Here is a 15,877-nt window from a genome sequence, read left to right on the forward strand (position 1 = left end):
GAAGATTGGTTCGCGCGGAGGCGCGGAGGCGCGGAGATGTCGTGCTTGATGCCACATCACCCGCGCCAGCGGCCTGTCATTGTCGGCAACCGTGAGCGCAGGTGTCTTCCGAACGCGAAGGTGGTGCCGCATCTCCAACCCCTCCGCGTCTCCGCGCCTCTGCGCGAACAAAACTTCTTCTACTTTATTCCTTCCCGCGCCCGGTCTTCTCCTGCAACGCATCGATCCGCTTCGAAGCATCGGCCTTGGTCAGCGAATCATCGAACGGCTCGCCGGCTTCCTCGCTCAGCGTTTTCAGGTACGACGCCTGCGCCCCGGTCATCGCCTCGTCGCCGGTGGTCCAGTCGTCGGGGTCCTTTTCCGCGTTCGAAAAGGGTTCGCTCTTGGGGTTCTGTTGCTCGGACATGGGCAGGTTCCTTTCGCCATGCCCAACCCCGGGCGTTCGGTTTTCGTTCCCGTCACGTCACCGCGTTGCGCACCCGGTACGCCGGGTCGTCATAGCGCCGCCCGGCCATGATCGCCGCCAGCACCTCGACCGCGCGCCACAGGTCGCCGAAACTGTTGTAGAGCGGCGCGAAGCCCAGCCGGATCACGTCGGGCGCGCGGAAATCGACGATCACCTGTTCGGCGATCAACGCCTGCGCAATGCCGTAGGCAGAAGGGTGGCGGAACGACACATGGCTCCCCCGCGACCCGGCGGCGCGCGGCGACACCAGTTCCAGCCCTTCGCACCGCGCCTCGACCAGCGCGATACACGCATCGCCCAGCGCCCGCGACTTGGCGACCAACGCGGTGAAATCGACCGGTCCGAACACGTCGACCCCGCTCTCCAGCGCGGCCAGCCCGAGGATCGACGGCGTCCCGCACTGGAACCGCCCGATGTCGCCCGCCGGACGATAGTCGTCGTCGAACGCGAACGGCGCGGCATGCCCCATCCACCCCGACAAGGGCGACTGCAACGCCACCTGATTCCGCCCGGCGACATACAGGAACGCCGGCGCGCCGGGTCCGCCGTTCAGATATTTATAGCCGCACCCGACCGCCAGATCGGCGTTACACCCGTTGAGGTCCACCGGCACCCCGCCGACGCTATGGCTCAGGTCCCACAGCACCAGCGCGCCCTTGGCCTGCGCGGCGGCGGTGATCGCCGCCATGTCGAGCATCCGGCCGGTCTTGTAATGGACATGGGTGAGCATCACCACCGCGACCCGCTCGTCGATCGCCTCGACGATGCGATCGGCCGGCACGGTGCGCAGTTCGGCGTCACCCACGCTCCACGCCGCCCCTTGCGCGACATACAGATCGGTCGGAAAATTGCCCGGTTCGGACAGGATGACATTGCGCCCGACCTGCGCCTTCAACCCCGCGACCAGCAGCTTGTAGAGATTGACCGAGGTCGAATCGGCCACCAGCACCTCGTCGGCCTTCGCGCCGATCAGCGGCGCGATCTTCGCCCCCACCCGCTTCGCCGCACCGATCCAGTCGTTGCTGTTCCAGCTTCGGATCAGGCCTTCGCCCCATTCGCGAGTCACCACCGCCTGCATCCGCTCCGGCGTCGCGGTAGGCAGCGCCCCCAGCGAATTGCCGTTGAGATAGACCAGTCCCTCGGGAAGCGCGAACCGTGCCCGCATCGCCCGCAACGGATCGGCTGCATCGCGCGCAAGAAAATCGTCGTTCGTCACAATGCCTGCCTGACACTCAAGAGTTCGGGGAAAAACACCTCGCCGACCACCTTCGCCAGATAGGGGACACCCGCGCTCCCCCCGGTGCCGCGCTTGAAGCCGATGATCCGCTCGATCGTCTTCAAATGCCCGAAGCGCCACAATTGCACCCGGTATTCTAGGTCGACCAGCTTCTCGGCCAGCTCGTACAGGTCCCAATGGCGTTCCGACTGGCCATAGACCTGCGCCCACGCCGCCTCGACTTCGACCGATGCCTGATAGGGCAGGGTGAAGTCGCGCTCCAGCCGGTCGGCCGGAACCCCGAACCCCCGCCGCGCGAGCAGCCGCAATGCCTCGTCATACAGGCTGGTCCGCGTCAGCGCCGCGCGCAACACCTCCTGCGCGGGGACGTCGCCGTCATGCGCCGCCAGCATCGCCGTATTCTTGGCGCCCAGCATATATTCGAGCAGCCGGTACTGCACCGACTGAAACCCCGAACTGCCGCCCAGCCGCCCGCGCATCGCCGAATAATCCGCCGGGGTGATGGTGGCCAGCACGTCCCAGCTCTGGATCAACTGCTGCTGTACCCGCGCCACCCGCGCCATCATCTTGAACGCCGCGCCCAGCCGGTCCTGCATCAACGCCTGCCGTGCCGCCTCCAGCTCGTGCAGGCACAGCTTGATCCACAGTTCCGACGCCTGATGGATGACGATGAACAGCAGTTCGTCATGCGTTTCCGACAGCGGCTCCTGCGCGTCCAGTACCTTGTCGAGCCGCAGATAGCTCGAATAGGTCGGGCCGTTTGTCGGCGGGGCGGGGCGGTCGGTTTCGCGCGTCTCCATCTCAGTGGCCGGTCGGCCCACCGATGTCGCGGAAGCTGTCGGGCACGTCGGTGCGCGGATGGCCCGAGGGGGTCGGCAACGGCTCGATCACCGCGCTCTCGGGCTTGTCGAACCCGCCCTCCCATTTCGCGACGACGCTGGCGGCGATCGCGTTGCCGATCACGTTGGTCGCGGTGCGCCCCATGTCGAGGAAGTGGTCGACCGCGAGGATCAGCAGCAACCCGGCCTCGGGGATATTGAACATACCCAAGGTCGCGGCGATCACGACCAGGCTGGCGCGCGGCACGCCGGCGATTCCCTTCGACGTCACCATCAGCACCAGCAGCATGGTAATCATCTGCGTCCAGCTCAGGTCGATGCCGTACGCCTGCGCGATGAAGATCGACGCGAACGTCATGTACATCATCGACCCGTCGAGGTTGAACGAATAGCCCAGCGGCAGCACGAAGCTGGCGATGCGCGGTGGCACCCCGAACCGGTCCAGTGCCTCCAGCGTGCGCGGATAGGCGGCCTCCGACGACGCGGTCGAAAAGCCGAGCAGGATCGGATCGCGCAGATAGCGCAGCAACATCCCCGTGCGCGGCCCGATGATGAGGAACGCGACGCCGATCAGCACCGCCCACAGCACCGCAAGCCCCAGATAGAAGCTGCCCATGAAATAGGCGAGGTCGCCGATCACCCCCGGCCCGCGCTCGGCCAGCGTCCCCGCCACCGCCGCGAACACCGCGAGCGGGGCGACGCGCATCACATAGTCGGTGATCTGGAGCATCACCGCCACCAGCCCTTCGAGCGCGCGGACCAGCGGCGCACCCTTGTCGCCCACCGCCGTCAGCGCGACGCCCACGAACACCGAGAACACGACGATCTGCAAGATCTCGTTGGTCGCCATTGCCTCGAAGCTCGACGCGGGCACCAGATGCGCCACGAAGTCCTTGAGATTGAACGCCGCCTTCGCCACCCCGGCATCCGCTGCTACCGGCGGCAACGGCAGCCCCAGGCCCACGCCCGGCTGCAACAGATTGACCAGCAACAACCCTAGCGTCAGCGACACGAGGCTCGCGCCGATGAACCACGTCAGCGACCGCAGCCCCACGCGGCCCAGCGCCGAACTGTCGCCCATATGCGCGATGCCGACGACCAAGGTCGAGAAGACCAGCGGCGCGATAATCATCTTGATGAGCCGCAGGAACAGCGTCGTCACGATCGAGAAATAGCCCGCGATCTCCTTCAGCCGCGCGCTGCCCGCCCCGCCGCCGTCGTCGATCCCCGCGTTCAGCGCCCAGCCGAGCACGAGGCCCGCCACCAGCGCGATGAGGATATAGGTCGTGAGCCGCTTGGCCATTCAAAGGTTTCCCGGTCGATGTCGCGCGCAAAGGGACGGGATTGCGGCTCCAAGGTCAACCCCCGCTTGGCAAGTCGCCCGCCGCTGCGTATCGAGCGTGGTCATGACCTCCACCAACGATGTCCGCCGCTCGTTCCTCGACTTCTTTGCCAGCGAAGGCCATGCCCGCGTGCCCTCGGCGCCGCTGGTGCCGCAGAACGATCCGACGCTGATGTTCGTCAATGCGGGCATGGTGCCGTTCAAGAACGTGTTCACCGGCCTCGAAACCCGGCCCTACACCACCGCCACCTCGTCGCAGAAATGCGTCCGCGCCGGCGGCAAGCACAACGACCTCGACAATGTCGGCTATACCGCGCGGCATCACACCTTCTTCGAGATGCTCGGCAACTTCTCGTTCGGCGATTATTTCAAGGAACAGGCGATCCTGAACGCCTGGACGCTGCTGACCCGCGACTGGGGGCTGGCCCCGGAGAAGCTGACCGCGACCGTCTATCACACCGACGACGAAGCCTTCGACCTGTGGAAGAAGATCGCCGGCCTCCCCGATCACAAGATCATCCGCATCCCCACCAAGGACAATTTCTGGGCGATGGGCGACAGCGGCCCGTGCGGCCCCTGCTCGGAAATCTTTTACGACCACGGCGACCACATCCCCGGTGGCCCGCCCGGCAGCCCCGACGAGGACGGCGACCGGTTCGTCGAGATATGGAACCTCGTGTTCATGCAGTTCGAGCAGGACGCCAACGAGATCGTCGGCGAACTGCCCAAGAAGTCGATCGACACCGGCATGGGGCTTGAGCGCATCGCCGCCGTCATGCAGGGCGTCTCGGACAATTACGATACCGACACGTTCAAGGCGCTGATCGCCGCGTCGTGCGAGCTGACCGGCACCCGCGCCGAGGGGGCAACCCAGGCCAGCCACCGCGTCATCGCTGACCACCTGCGCGCCTCGGGCTTCCTGATCGCCGACGGCGTCCTGCCCGCCGCCGATGGCCGGGGCTATGTCCTGCGCCGCATCATGCGCCGCGCGATGCGCCATGCCCATCTGCTCGGCGCCAAGGACCCGTTGATGCACCGCCTCGTCGGGTCGCTGGTGTCGGAAATGGGCGCGGCCTATCCCGAGCTGGTCCGCGCGCAGCCGCTGATCGAAGCGACGCTGAACCAGGAGGAAACCCAGTTCCGCCGCACGCTCGACAAGGGGCTGAAGCTGCTCGACGAGGCGATCACCGGCTTCGCACCCGGTGCGACGCTGGCCGGCGAAACCGCGTTCAAGCTCTACGACACCTTCGGCTTCCCCTATGATCTGACCGAGGATGCGCTGCGCGCGCAAGGGTTCGCGGTCGATCGTGCCGGCTTCGACGCGGCGATGGCCGAACAGAAGCGCGCCGCCCGTGCCGCATGGAAGGGATCGGGGGCCAAGGCGTCCGACGAGGTGTGGTTCGACGTGCTCGAAACCGCCGGCCCCACCGAATTCATCGGCTATTCGGTCGAGGCGGGCGAGGGGCAGGTCGTCGCGATCCTGAAGGACGGCGAGCGTGTCGAGCACGCCACGGCGGGCGACGAGGTCCTGATCCTCACCAACCAGACGCCGTTCTACGCCGAAAGCGGCGGTCAGGTCGGCGACGCCGGCACGATGACCACCGAAGCGGGGTTGCAGGCGACCGTCACCGACACCGCCAAGCAGCTCGGCAAGCTGCACGCCCATGTCGTGACGATCGACGCCGGCAGCGTGAAGCTCGGCGACAGCGTCGCGCTGACCATCGATACCCAGCGGCGCGGCGCGATCCGCGCCAACCATTCGGCGACGCACCTGCTGCACGAGGCGCTGCGCCAGCGGCTCGGCACCCATGTCGCGCAAAAGGGGTCGATGGTCGCCCCCGAACGCCTGCGCTTCGACTTCTCGCAGCCCTCGCCGATCGCGGCGGACGCGCTCGCGCTGGTCGAAACCGACGTCAATGCGCAGGTGCGCGGCAACGGCAGCGTCACCACCCGGCTGATGACCCCCGACGACGCGATCGCGATGGGTGCGATGGCGCTGTTCGGCGAGAAATACGGCGACGAAGTTCGCGTCGTCGCGATGGGCGAGGATGCCGACGGCACCTATTCGATCGAACTGTGCGGCGGCACCCATGTTAAGGCATTGGGGGAAATCGGCGTTTTCAAGATCGTGTCCGAAGGCGCGGTGTCCTCAGGCATCCGCCGCGTCGAGGCGCTGACCGGCGAAGCCGCGCGCCAGTGGCTCGGCAACCGCGACGCGAAGCTGCGCGAAGCCGCCGCTGCGCTCAAGGCCACCCCCGACGAAGTCCCCGCGCGCGTCGCGCAACTCGTCGAGGACCGCCGCCGGTTAGAGCGCGAACTCGCCGATGCCAAAAAGGCATTGGCGATGGGCGGTGGGGCAGGGGCGGCACCCGCCGGCCCCGAACAGATCGGCGACATCGCGTTCCTCGGCCAAGTCATCGACGGCCTCGATGCGAAGGCGCTGCGCGGCACGATCGACGAAGCCCGCACCCGCGTGCCCTCGGGCGTCGTCGCGCTGGTCGCGGTCAACGACGGCCGCGCCTCGGTCGGCGTCGGCGTGTCGAGCGACCTCACCCCCCGCATCAGCGCGGTCGATCTGGTCAAGGCGGCGGTGGCGGCGCTGGGCGGTCAGGGTGGCGGCGGCCGCCCCGACATGGCGCAGGGCGGCGGGCCCGACGGTAGCAAGGCGGGCGACGCCATCGCCGCGATCAAGTCGTTGATTGCAAACTAATACTTTCCTCTCCCCTGAAGGGGAGAGGGAAGCGCAAACTTGGTCTTTGCAGAAGCAAAGGCCTAGTCGAAGCTGGGAGAGGGGCAGGCGCTTGCATCGCAAGCGCGCGAGCCTTNACCGAAACGTCGCCCCAGCGAAGGCTGGGGCCTCCAGCGGCTCCTGCCCTGTATCCACCCGGGAGATCCCGGCCTTCGCCGGGATGACGCCTGCTTTGGAGTGGATCGGTCTACGACCAGCAAGCAAACAAGCCGGCGCACGGCCGACCGCCGACGACGGTGGCTGTCCTACACCCCCGAGCGCCGCTATCCTGACCGCAGCTCTTTCCCACCGTCGTATTTCGCAGCCCCGAAACCTGCCCCAATTTCGCCTACATTCGCATCGCAAGTGTAAACTTTGTAAACTTTGGACCGTCAGCACAGGGTATCCTTAGCTCTCCCCAACCCGCCGCAACCGCCGGATGCGCGGTTCGCGCTCCAGACTGGCCTGCGCGCGGATCGACTGGCGCAGTTCGTCGCGCTTTTCGTGGATCGAGGCGATCACCGGCCCCATCGCCACGCCCAGATCGACCAGCACCGCTTCCGACAGTTGCAGCGACGATTCGAGCGTCTCGGGCACCGCGTCGCTGACTCCGGCGGCATAGAGTTCCGCCGCATGCGCCGCATCGCGCGCGCGCGCGAGGATCGTCAGCCCCGGCACCCATCCACGCACCCGCCGCGTCAGCCGGACGGTCAGCACCGGATCGTCCATCGTCAGCACCAGCGCGGTCGCCCGCCCCAGATCGAGCCGGTCGACCAGCTCGGATCGCGACACGTCGCCGAACAGGATCGGATGCCCCTCGGCCCGCGCCTGCGCGACATTGTCGATGTCCGAATCGACCGCGATATACGGCTTGCCGTGGGTCTTGAGCATCTCGGCCACCAGCCGCCCGACCCGGCCGAAGCCGATGATGACCACGCCCGATCCGGCAGTTTCCGGGGCAGGGGGCTCCTCGCCACCGGTGCGCGTCTCGATCCGCCGCGACGCGCGCTTGCCGATCATCGCCAGCAGCGGGGTGATCGTCAGGCCGATCGCCGTGACGGTCTGCCAGAAGGCGGCGGTCGAGGGCAGGATGAGCTGCGCCTGTGTCGCCGCCGCCAGCACGATCAGCGTGGTTTCCGACGGGCTGGCCATCAGCAGCCCGGTTTCGGTCGCGGTGCCCGGCCGCACGCCGTTCAGCCACAACAGCCCGCTCGTCACCAGCGCCTTGACCACCACCACCCCGGCGATCGCGCCGAGCAGCGATCCCCAATTGTCGATGATCGTCGCGATGTCGAGGCTCATGCCGATGGTGATGAGGAACACGCCCAGCGCCAGCCCCTTGAACGGCGCGGTGATGACCTCGACCTCGCTGTGATACTCCGTCTCGGCGATCAGCAGCCCGGCGAGCAGCGCGCCGACGATCGGCGACAGCCCGGCGGCGGTCGTCACCAGACTGGCGACGATCACGACGAGCAGGCTGGCGGAGAGGAACAGCTCGGGGCTCTTGGTCCGCGCCGCCTGCGCGAACAGCTTGGGCAGCACCAGCCGGCCCGCCACATACAGGCCGACGACGCTCAAACCGCCCCACATCGCGGTGGTGGCAAGGTTGGTCCAGCCATCCTCGCTCGCGGTCGGGGCCAGCGCGCCCAGGGCGAAGATGATCGGCACCAGCGCCAGATCCTCGAACAGCAGCATCGCGAAGGCGGTGCGCCCGACCGGCCCGGTCGTCCCCGCCATCGGCAGCACCAGCGCGGTCGACGACAAGGCGAGCGCAAGGCCGAGGCCGATCGCCCCGGCGGTCCCCTGACCTAGCAGCATCAGCGCGATGCCGATCAGCAGCCCCGACCCGATCAGCTCGGCCGCGCCCAGCCCGAACACCAGCCGCCGCATCGCGAACAGCCGCTTGAACGAAAGCTCTAGGCCGATGGAGAACAACAACAATATGATGCCGAACTCGGCGAACGGCTCGATCGAATGGCGATCGGTGATGGTGACGTGATAGAGCCACGGCAGCCGCTGGACCAGCGCGCCCAGCCCGAACGGCCCGACTAGTACACCCACCAGAATGAACCCGATGACCGGGTTGACCCGGAACCGCGCGAACGCAGGGATGACGAGGCCGGCGGCCCCCAGGATGACCAGCGAATCGCTGAACGGTGTCGAATCGATCGGAAGCGGCATGGGCGCATTGTTGCGGATGCGGCACGGCCGCGGCAACCGCCCAAACGCAGGAACGGCGCCCACCCCGTCGGAGTGGACGCCGCCCTTTCACGATTAAAACGCGGGGATCAGCCCTGCGACCCCATCGCCGATTCGAGGTTGAGGCGAACCTGCTCGAAGAACTGCTCGGTCGTCATCCACGGCTGGTTCGGCCCGATCAGGATCGCGAGATCCTTGGTCATGTGGCCGGCCTCGACCGTCTCGATGCAGACCCGCTCCAGCGTCTCGGCGAATTTCGTCACCTCGGGCGTGTCGTCGAACTTGCCGCGATACTTCAGGCCGCCGGTCCATGCGAAGATCGACGCGATCGGGTTGGTCGACGTCGCCTTGCCCTGCTGGTGCTGGCGATAATGGCGGGTGACGGTGCCGTGCGCCGCTTCGGCCTCGATCGTCTTGCCGTCCGGCGACATGAGCACCGAGGTCATGAGGCCCAGCGAACCGAAGCCCTGCGCGACCTGATCCGACTGCACGTCGCCGTCATAGTTCTTGCAGGCCCAGACGAACTCGCCATGCCACTTGAGCGCCGATGCGACCATGTCGTCGATCAGGCGGTGCTGATATTCGATGCCGGCGGTCTGGAACTTGTCCTTGAACTCGGCGGCGAACACTTCCTCGAAGATGTCCTTGAACCGGCCGTCATAGGCCTTGAGGATCGTGTTCTTGGTCGACAGATACACCGGCCAGCCGCGACCCAGGCCATAGTTCATCGATGCGCGCGCGAAGTCGCGGATCGATTCGTCGAGATTATACATGCCCATGGCTACGCCGGCGGCGGGGAAGTCGAACACTTCCTCCTCGATCACCTGGCCGTCGGTGCCTTCCCACTTCATGGTCAGCTTGCCGGCACCGGGCACCTTGAAATCGGTTGCCTTGTACTGGTCGCCGAACGCATGACGGCCGACGACGATCGGCTTGGTCCAGCCGGGGATCAGGCGCGGCACGTTCGAGATCACGATCGGCTCGCGGAAGACCACGCCGCCGAGGATGTTGCGGATCGTCCCGTTGGGCGAACGCCACATCTTCTTCAGGCCGAATTCCTCGACGCGCTGTTCGTCGGGGGTGATGGTGGCGCACTTCACGCCCACGCCATACTTCTGGATCGCCTTGGCGCTGTCGACGGTGATCTTGTCGTCGGTCTCGTCGCGCTTCTCGATGCCGAGATCATAATAGTCGAGGTCAATCTCGAGATAGGGCTGGATCAGGCGTTCGCGAATCCATGCCCAGATGATGCGGGTCATCTCGTCGCCGTCGATCTCGACGACGGGGGTTTTGACCTTGATCTTCGCCATATAGCTCTCTCGATTTCGTTGGAGTTGGACGGGCCTTACGGACTGGATCGGCTTCGATCAACCGCATCGCGCCATGCGGCGGTTGTCAGCACGGCTTGCCTTGGGTACACCACGGTTCATGGCATCGCTCGAAAAGCCCGCGGTCGGCACCACGACCGTCAAGTGGCGCTGGCCCTCGGTTCATCCCGAAGGGTACAAATACGTCCTCATCGCCGCTGGCATCACCGCCTTCTTCGCCGCCATGGCGTGGGAAACGCTGGCATGGCCGATGGGCCTCGTGACGCTGTGGGTCGCATCGTTCTTCCGCGATCCCGTTCGCACCACCCCGCAGGGCGAGGGATTGATCGTGGCGCCGGCCGATGGCCTCGTCACCATGATCCAGCGGGTGGAACTGCCGCCCGAACTGCGCGGGGCCAACGGCCTGGGCGATGCGCCGCTGATGCGCGTGTCGATCTTCATGTCGGTGTTCGACGTCCATATCAACCGCACCCCGATCGCCGGCACGATCCGGCAGGTCGTCTATATCTCGGGCAAGTTCCTCAACGCTGATCTCGACAAGGCGAGCGACGAGAACGAACGCCAGCATATCGTCGTCGAGGGGCTGAACGGCCAGCGGGTCGGCTTCACCCAGATCGCGGGCCTCGTCGCCCGGCGGATCGTGGGTTTCGTGAAGCCCGGAGACATCGTCGCGGCGGGTCAGCGGATCGGCCTGATCCGCTTCGGCAGCCGGGTCGACGTCTATCTGCCCGATGGGATCGAGCCGCAGGTGGCGCTCGGCCAGCGCAGCGTCGCCGGGGAAACCGTGCTCGGACGGCCCGGCATCGCCGCCGCGACCGGGATCGCGCAATAGCTATGCGACCACCGCTTCCCGGCCGGGGTATCCCGCTGCGCGCGATCGCGCCCAATGCCGTCACCGCGCTCGCGCTGTGTTCCGGCCTGACCGGCATCCGCTTCGCGATCGGGCAGGATTGGGAGCGCGCCGTCCTGATGGTGCTGCTGGCCGGCGTCCTCGACGGGATCGACGGGCGGGTGGCACGAATGGTGCGCGGCGAGAGCCGCTTCGGTGCCGAACTCGATTCACTGTCCGACGCGATTTCGTTCGGGGTGTCGCCGGCGCTCATCATCTATCTGTGGGCGTTGCTGGCCGAACCCCGCATCGGCTGGATCGTCTGCCTCGTCTATGCGGTCTTCACCGCGCTGCGACTCGCCCGGTTCAACGCCCGGATCGACATCGCGGACCAGCCACACAAGTCGGCGGGGTTCCTGACCGGCATTCCGGCACCGGCTGGCGCCGGTCTGGCGATGCTGCCGCTCTATGTCTGGATCTGGAGTGGCGAGGAACTGTTCCGCTCGCCGTGGATCGTCGCGCCATGGATCGCGCTGATCGCGTTCCTGATGGTGTCCAGCGTGGCGACCTATAGTTGGTCGTCGCTGAAACTGCGCCGGAACATCCGGTTCGAGGCGATAGGTCTGGTTGTCGTCGTCGCGGCAGCACTGGTATCGGCGCCCTGGCAGACGTTGACGCTGGTGTGCGTCGCCTATCTGGCGACGATCCCCTTGAGCATCCGCAGCTTCGCCAAGGTCAGGCGGCAGCGCGAAGCCGCACTGCCGCAGGCGTAACCGCGCGCTGGCGGATAACGCCGCGCCGCGAGGTCAGCCGTACCGAGGGAAGCGGGTCGACCATCGTCTGCCCCGATCCCTGACGCAGCAGGTCGATGATGCGCCCGCGAGCGGAAAGGATCGTACCGACGATCGCGCCAATGGCGATAAAGAAGGCGATGGCGAAAACCAGCGAGGCAAACAGGGCCATCTCGTAACTCCCCGAGTTGCGGGCTGACGATCATGCCCGCGGCGGATTGAACCACCGGGTTCTGCCCGGGTTCCGCAATCCGCTTCCGATCGCTTTATGTTCTCATATCGTTCCATCGGTCAAGACTTGATCGGTACGGCAGCGTGCGCTAAGGGCGCTCCCCTCAACCCCACATGGGAAGCGCACATACCGGTGCCCGGACCTTCGGTCCAATCAAGGGTTCCTGCTTCCCAGAGGATCAACCGGAAGGAATTATCCTATGGCGGCACCTGTCGTCACCATGCAGGCCCTGCTCGAATCGGGCGCGCACTTCGGCCACCAGACCCACCGCTGGAACCCGAAGATGAAGCCGTATATCTTCGGCGACCGCAACGGCGTTCACATCCTCGATTTGTCGCAGACCGTGCCGCTGTTCGCGCGCGCACTGGAATTCGTGTCGTCGACCGTGGCGTCGGGCGGCAAGGTCCTGTTCGTCGGCACCAAGCGCCAGGCGCAGGAGCCGATCGCCGAGTCCGCGCGCAAGTCGGGCCAGCATTTCGTCAACCACCGCTGGCTGGGCGGCATGCTCACCAACTGGAAGACGATCAGCAACTCGATCAAGCGTCTCAAGGCGCTCGAAGAGCAGCTCTCGGGCGACACGCACGGCCTGACCAAGAAGGAAGTGCTGAACCTGACGCGCGAGAAGGACAAGCTCGAGATGTCGCTCGGCGGCATCCGTGATCTCGGCGGTATTCCCGACATCATGTTCGTGATCGACGCGAACAAGGAAGAGCTGGCGATCAAGGAAGCTAACACGCTCGGCATTCCGGTCGTCGCAATCCTCGATTCGAACGTGTCGCCGGACGGCATCGCCTTCCCGGTTCCCGCGAACGACGACGCAAGCCGTGCGATCCGCCTGTATTGCGAAGCGATCGCGATCGCCGCGACCCGTGGCGGCCAGCAGGCGATGGCGCATTCGGGCCGTGACCTCGGTGCGATGGACGAACCGCCGGCGGAAGAGGCGCTGACCGCCGAGCCGGAACATCCGGCCGCCGCGACCACCCCGGAAACCGCGGGTGAGGGCGAGCGTCAGATCGACGCCTGACCTGTCACGGAACTGACGTGCGGGCGGGGCAGGGCGGGACACGCGCTGCCTCGCCCGCAACTATATTCAACACCTGATATTCCTAGGAGCCAAGCCATGGCAGAAGTTACCGCCGCCGCCGTCAAGGAACTGCGTGAGCGCTCGGGCGCCGGCATGATGGACTGCAAGAAGGCGCTGTCCGAGAACAATGGTGACATGGAAGCCGCCGTCGACTGGCTGCGCACCAAGGGCCTCGCCGCCGTCGCCAAGAAGTCGAGCCGCACCGCCGCCGAAGGTCTCGTCGGCCTCGCCGTTGCCGGCACCAAGGGTGTCGCGGTCGAAGTGAACAGCCAGACCGATTTCGTCGCGAAGAACGAGCAGTTCCAAGGCTTCGTGCGCAGCGTCGTCGCGATCGCGCTCGAATCGGGCGACGACATCGAAGCGCTGAAGGCGCAGCCGATGCCGAACGGCGGCACCGTCGAGGACGCGCTGGTCGCGAGCATCTCGACGATCGGTGAGAACCAGGTGCTGCGCCGCGCGAAGGCGGTCGAAGTGTCGCAGGGCGCGGTGATCCCGTACGTCCACAACGCCGCAGCTCCGGGCCTCGGCAAGATCGGCGTGCTCGTCGCACTCGAATCGGATGCGGGCGTCGACGTGCTCGAACCGCTCGGCAAGCAGATCGCGATGCACATCGCGGCTGCCTTCCCGCTGGCGCTGTCGGTCGAGGCGCTGGACCCCGAGGTCGTGGAACGCGAAGCGGCGATCCTGCGCGAGAAGAACGCCGAAAAGATCGTCGGCAAGTCGGCCGAGGTCGCCGAGAAGATTCTCAACGGCCCGATCGAGAAGTTCAAGAAAGAGAACGCGCTGCTGACGCAGGCGTTCGTCATGGACGGCAAGACGCCGGTCGCCGACGTGGTCGCCAGCGCCGCCAAGGACGCCGGCACGACGATCGTGCTCAAGGACTATGTCCGCTTCCAGCTCGGTGAAGGCATCGAGAAGGAAGAGAGCGATTTCGCCGCCGAAGTCGCCGCAACGGCCGGCCTGACCAAATAAGGTCCGGGCTTTTCGTGCGCGCCGCGGGCCGTGGGGACAGACCGTCCCTGCGGCCCGTTTCGCATCGGCATAACGTCGCTTGGCTTTGTGGGCGGCCCCGTCTAGGGTCCGCCGCGCTCCCGACAGATCATCTTGCAGGTTCCATGACCCGTCCCCGTTTCAATCGCATCCTCCTGAAATTGTCGGGCGAAGTCCTGATGGGATCGCAACAGTTCGGCATCGATCCGGCGATGTGCGACCGTGTCGCGCGCGAGATTCAGGCGGCCCGCAGCGAGGGGCATGAGGTCTGCATCGTCGTCGGCGGCGGCAACATCTTCCGCGGTGTCGCGGGCGCGGCGCAGGGCTTCGAGCGCGCCAGTGCCGATTACATGGGCATGCTCGCGACCGTGATGAACGCGCTCGCCATGCAGAACGCGCTCGAACAGATCGGCGTCGAAACCCGCGTGCAGTCCGCGATCCCGATGGCATCGGTGTGCGAGCCCTATATCCGCCGTCGTGCGGTGCGGCATATGGAAAAGGGCCGCGTCGTGATCTTCGCCGCCGGCACCGGCAGCCCGTTCTTTACCACCGACACCACCGCCGCGCTGCGCGCCGCCGAAATGGGCTGCGAAGCGCTGTTCAAGGGCACCAGCGTCGACGGCGTGTACGATGCCGATCCCAAGAAGGTGCCGACCGCGACCCGCTACGACACGCTCGGCTTCGGCCAGGTGCTGGCCGACGACCTGAAGGTCATGGACGCATCGGCGGTCGCGTTGTGCCGCGACAACAATATTCCGATCGTCGTTTTCAACATCCGTGACGAGGGCAACCTTGCCGCCGTGCTGGCGGGCGACGGCACGTCGACGATCGTTCAGAACAACGCTTGATAGATAAGGAAGATCGTTATGGCCGCCTATAACAAGGCCGATCTGGAGCGCCGCATGGCCGGTGCCGTCGAATCGCTGAAGGGCGATCTGGGCGGCCTGCGCACCGGTCGCGCCTCGGTGTCGCTGCTCGATCCGGTGACGGTCGAGGTCTATGGCTCGCACATGCCGCTCAACACCATCGCCACCGTCTCGGTGCCCGAGCCGCGCATGTTGTCGGTGCAGGTGTGGGACAAATCGAACGTCGGCCCTGCCGACAAGGCGATCCGCTCCGCCGGCCTCGGCCTCAACCCGATCGTCGACGGGCAGACGCTGCGCCTGCCGATCCCCGATCTGACCGAGGACCGGCGCAAGGAACTGGCCAAGCTTGCCGGCAAATATGCCGAATCCGCGCGGATCGCGGTGCGCAACGTGCGCCGCGACGGCATGGAAAGCCTGAAGACTGACGAGAAGAAGGGCGTCTATTCGGAAGACGAGCGCAAGCGCTTGGAGACCGAAGTGCAGAAGATGACCGACGCGACCATCGCCGACCTCGATGCGGCGGCGAGCGCGAAGGAAAAGGAAATCCTCGGCAAGTGACGCCGTTCGCCGCGCGCGCCTCGGCTCCCTCGGTCCAGCGCCCGGAGCCGGGCCTGCCCGTTCCCCGCCACGTCGCGATCATCATGGACGGCAACGGCCGCTGGGCGAAGGCCCGGCGACTGCCGCGCATCGCCGGCCATCGCCAGGGGGTGGAGGCGGTCCGCCGCATCACCCGTGCCGCGCGCGAGCAGGGGATCGAGGCGCTGACCCTCTACGCCTTCTCCTCGGAGAACTGGCGTCGCCCGGAGGAAGAGATCGGCGACCTGATGGGGTTGCTGCGCCATTTCCTGCGCAACGAACTCGCCGAACTGGTACGCGAGGGGGTGCGGTTGCGCATCCTCGGCAATTATCGCGCGCTGAAGGGCGATCTGGTCGAGTTGATCGACGA

At 66.4% G+C, this 15,877-nt stretch carries 15 protein-coding genes; 8 read left to right on the plus strand and 7 right to left on the minus strand.

Going from position 1 to position 15,877, the window contains the following annotated elements; all coding sequences use genetic code 11:
- Positions 1 to 184 precede the first annotated feature (184 nt).
- The 4 genes from ASE78_RS06635 to ASE78_RS06650 are packed head-to-tail and all read right to left on the minus strand — an operon-like array spanning position 185 to position 3,845.
- On the minus strand, positions 185 to 406 hold the full coding sequence (locus tag ASE78_RS06635) for a DUF3072 domain-containing protein (protein WP_055756376.1): 222 nt from the start codon (positions 404 to 406) through the stop codon (positions 185 to 187).
- Between the two features lie 52 nt (positions 407 to 458).
- A complete protein-coding gene (gene kynU / locus ASE78_RS06640; protein ID WP_056494747.1) occupies positions 459 to 1,682 on the minus strand; it encodes a kynureninase in 1,224 nt (407 codons plus the stop codon).
- Positions 1,679 to 2,503: a tryptophan 2,3-dioxygenase gene (locus ASE78_RS06645; RefSeq protein WP_056494752.1), complete on the minus strand. Its 825-nt coding sequence runs from the start codon at positions 2,501 to 2,503 to the stop codon at positions 1,679 to 1,681. The genes kynU and ASE78_RS06645 overlap by 4 nt, the downstream gene beginning before the upstream one ends.
- Before the next feature lies 1 nt (position 2,504).
- Positions 2,505 to 3,845 carry a dicarboxylate/amino acid:cation symporter gene (locus tag ASE78_RS06650; RefSeq protein ID WP_056494755.1) on the minus strand — a complete coding sequence of 447 codons (1,341 nt, stop codon included), beginning with the start codon at positions 3,843 to 3,845 and terminating at the stop codon, positions 2,505 to 2,507.
- 103 nt (positions 3,846 to 3,948) lie between these two features.
- On the opposite strand from ASE78_RS06650, the gene alaS reads away from it, so the two are divergent.
- On the plus strand, positions 3,949 to 6,594 hold the full coding sequence (alaS, locus tag ASE78_RS06655) for an alanine--tRNA ligase (RefSeq protein ID WP_056494757.1): 2,646 nt from the start codon (positions 3,949 to 3,951) through the stop codon (positions 6,592 to 6,594).
- Positions 6,595 to 7,020: 426 nt separating this feature from the next.
- Here the strand turns inward: alaS and ASE78_RS06660 are convergent, their stop codons facing one another.
- The gene (locus ASE78_RS06660; protein WP_055757299.1) at positions 7,021 to 8,793 is read right to left on the minus strand and encodes a cation:proton antiporter; all 1,773 of its coding nucleotides are present in this window, start codon (positions 8,791 to 8,793) and stop codon (positions 7,021 to 7,023) included.
- Positions 8,794 to 8,900: 107 nt separating this feature from the next.
- Complete coding sequence (locus tag ASE78_RS06665) at positions 8,901 to 10,121, minus strand: NADP-dependent isocitrate dehydrogenase (protein ID WP_056494760.1); 1,221 nt, start codon at positions 10,119 to 10,121, stop codon at positions 8,901 to 8,903.
- Between the two features lie 118 nt (positions 10,122 to 10,239).
- Between ASE78_RS06665 and ASE78_RS06670 the strand changes: the two genes are divergently transcribed.
- Both ASE78_RS06670 and ASE78_RS06675 read left to right on the plus strand, forming a co-directional pair.
- Positions 10,240 to 10,971 (plus strand): phosphatidylserine decarboxylase, encoded by a 732-nt coding sequence (locus tag ASE78_RS06670; RefSeq protein ID WP_056494763.1) that lies wholly within the window; start codon positions 10,240 to 10,242, stop codon positions 10,969 to 10,971.
- Between the two features lie 2 nt (positions 10,972 to 10,973).
- Complete coding sequence (locus tag ASE78_RS06675; RefSeq protein WP_055756360.1) at positions 10,974 to 11,741, plus strand: CDP-alcohol phosphatidyltransferase family protein; 768 nt, start codon at positions 10,974 to 10,976, stop codon at positions 11,739 to 11,741.
- On the opposite strand, the gene ASE78_RS06680 is transcribed toward ASE78_RS06675, so the two are convergent.
- Positions 11,704 to 11,931, minus strand: a complete 228-nt coding sequence (locus ASE78_RS06680) for a hypothetical protein (RefSeq protein WP_056494767.1) — start codon at positions 11,929 to 11,931, stop codon at positions 11,704 to 11,706. The genes ASE78_RS06675 and ASE78_RS06680 overlap by 38 nt on opposite strands.
- Before the next feature lie 259 nt (positions 11,932 to 12,190).
- On the opposite strand from ASE78_RS06680, the gene rpsB reads away from it, so the two are divergent.
- The 5 genes from rpsB to uppS all read left to right on the plus strand — a co-directional run.
- Complete coding sequence (rpsB, locus tag ASE78_RS06685; RefSeq protein ID WP_055756355.1) at positions 12,191 to 13,015, plus strand: 30S ribosomal protein S2; 825 nt, start codon at positions 12,191 to 12,193, stop codon at positions 13,013 to 13,015.
- A gap of 96 nt (positions 13,016 to 13,111) precedes the next feature.
- Entirely contained in the window at positions 13,112 to 14,047 is a 936-nt protein-coding gene (gene tsf, locus ASE78_RS06690) for a translation elongation factor Ts (protein WP_055756353.1), read from the plus strand.
- A 143-nt stretch (positions 14,048 to 14,190) separates the two neighbouring features.
- Positions 14,191 to 14,913: a UMP kinase gene (gene pyrH, locus ASE78_RS06695; protein WP_055756351.1), complete on the plus strand. Its 723-nt coding sequence runs from the start codon at positions 14,191 to 14,193 to the stop codon at positions 14,911 to 14,913.
- 18 nt (positions 14,914 to 14,931) lie between these two features.
- A complete protein-coding gene (frr, locus tag ASE78_RS06700) occupies positions 14,932 to 15,489 on the plus strand; it encodes a ribosome recycling factor (protein ID WP_055756349.1) in 558 nt (185 codons plus the stop codon).
- Between the two features lie 83 nt (positions 15,490 to 15,572).
- Positions 15,573 to 15,877 (plus strand): polyprenyl diphosphate synthase (uppS, locus tag ASE78_RS19215; RefSeq protein ID WP_235514917.1); only part of this gene is annotated, 305 nt, incomplete at its 3' end.

This window comes from Sphingomonas sp. Leaf25, from assembly GCF_001421635.1.
GTDB lineage: Bacteria > Pseudomonadota > Alphaproteobacteria > Sphingomonadales > Sphingomonadaceae > Sphingomonas.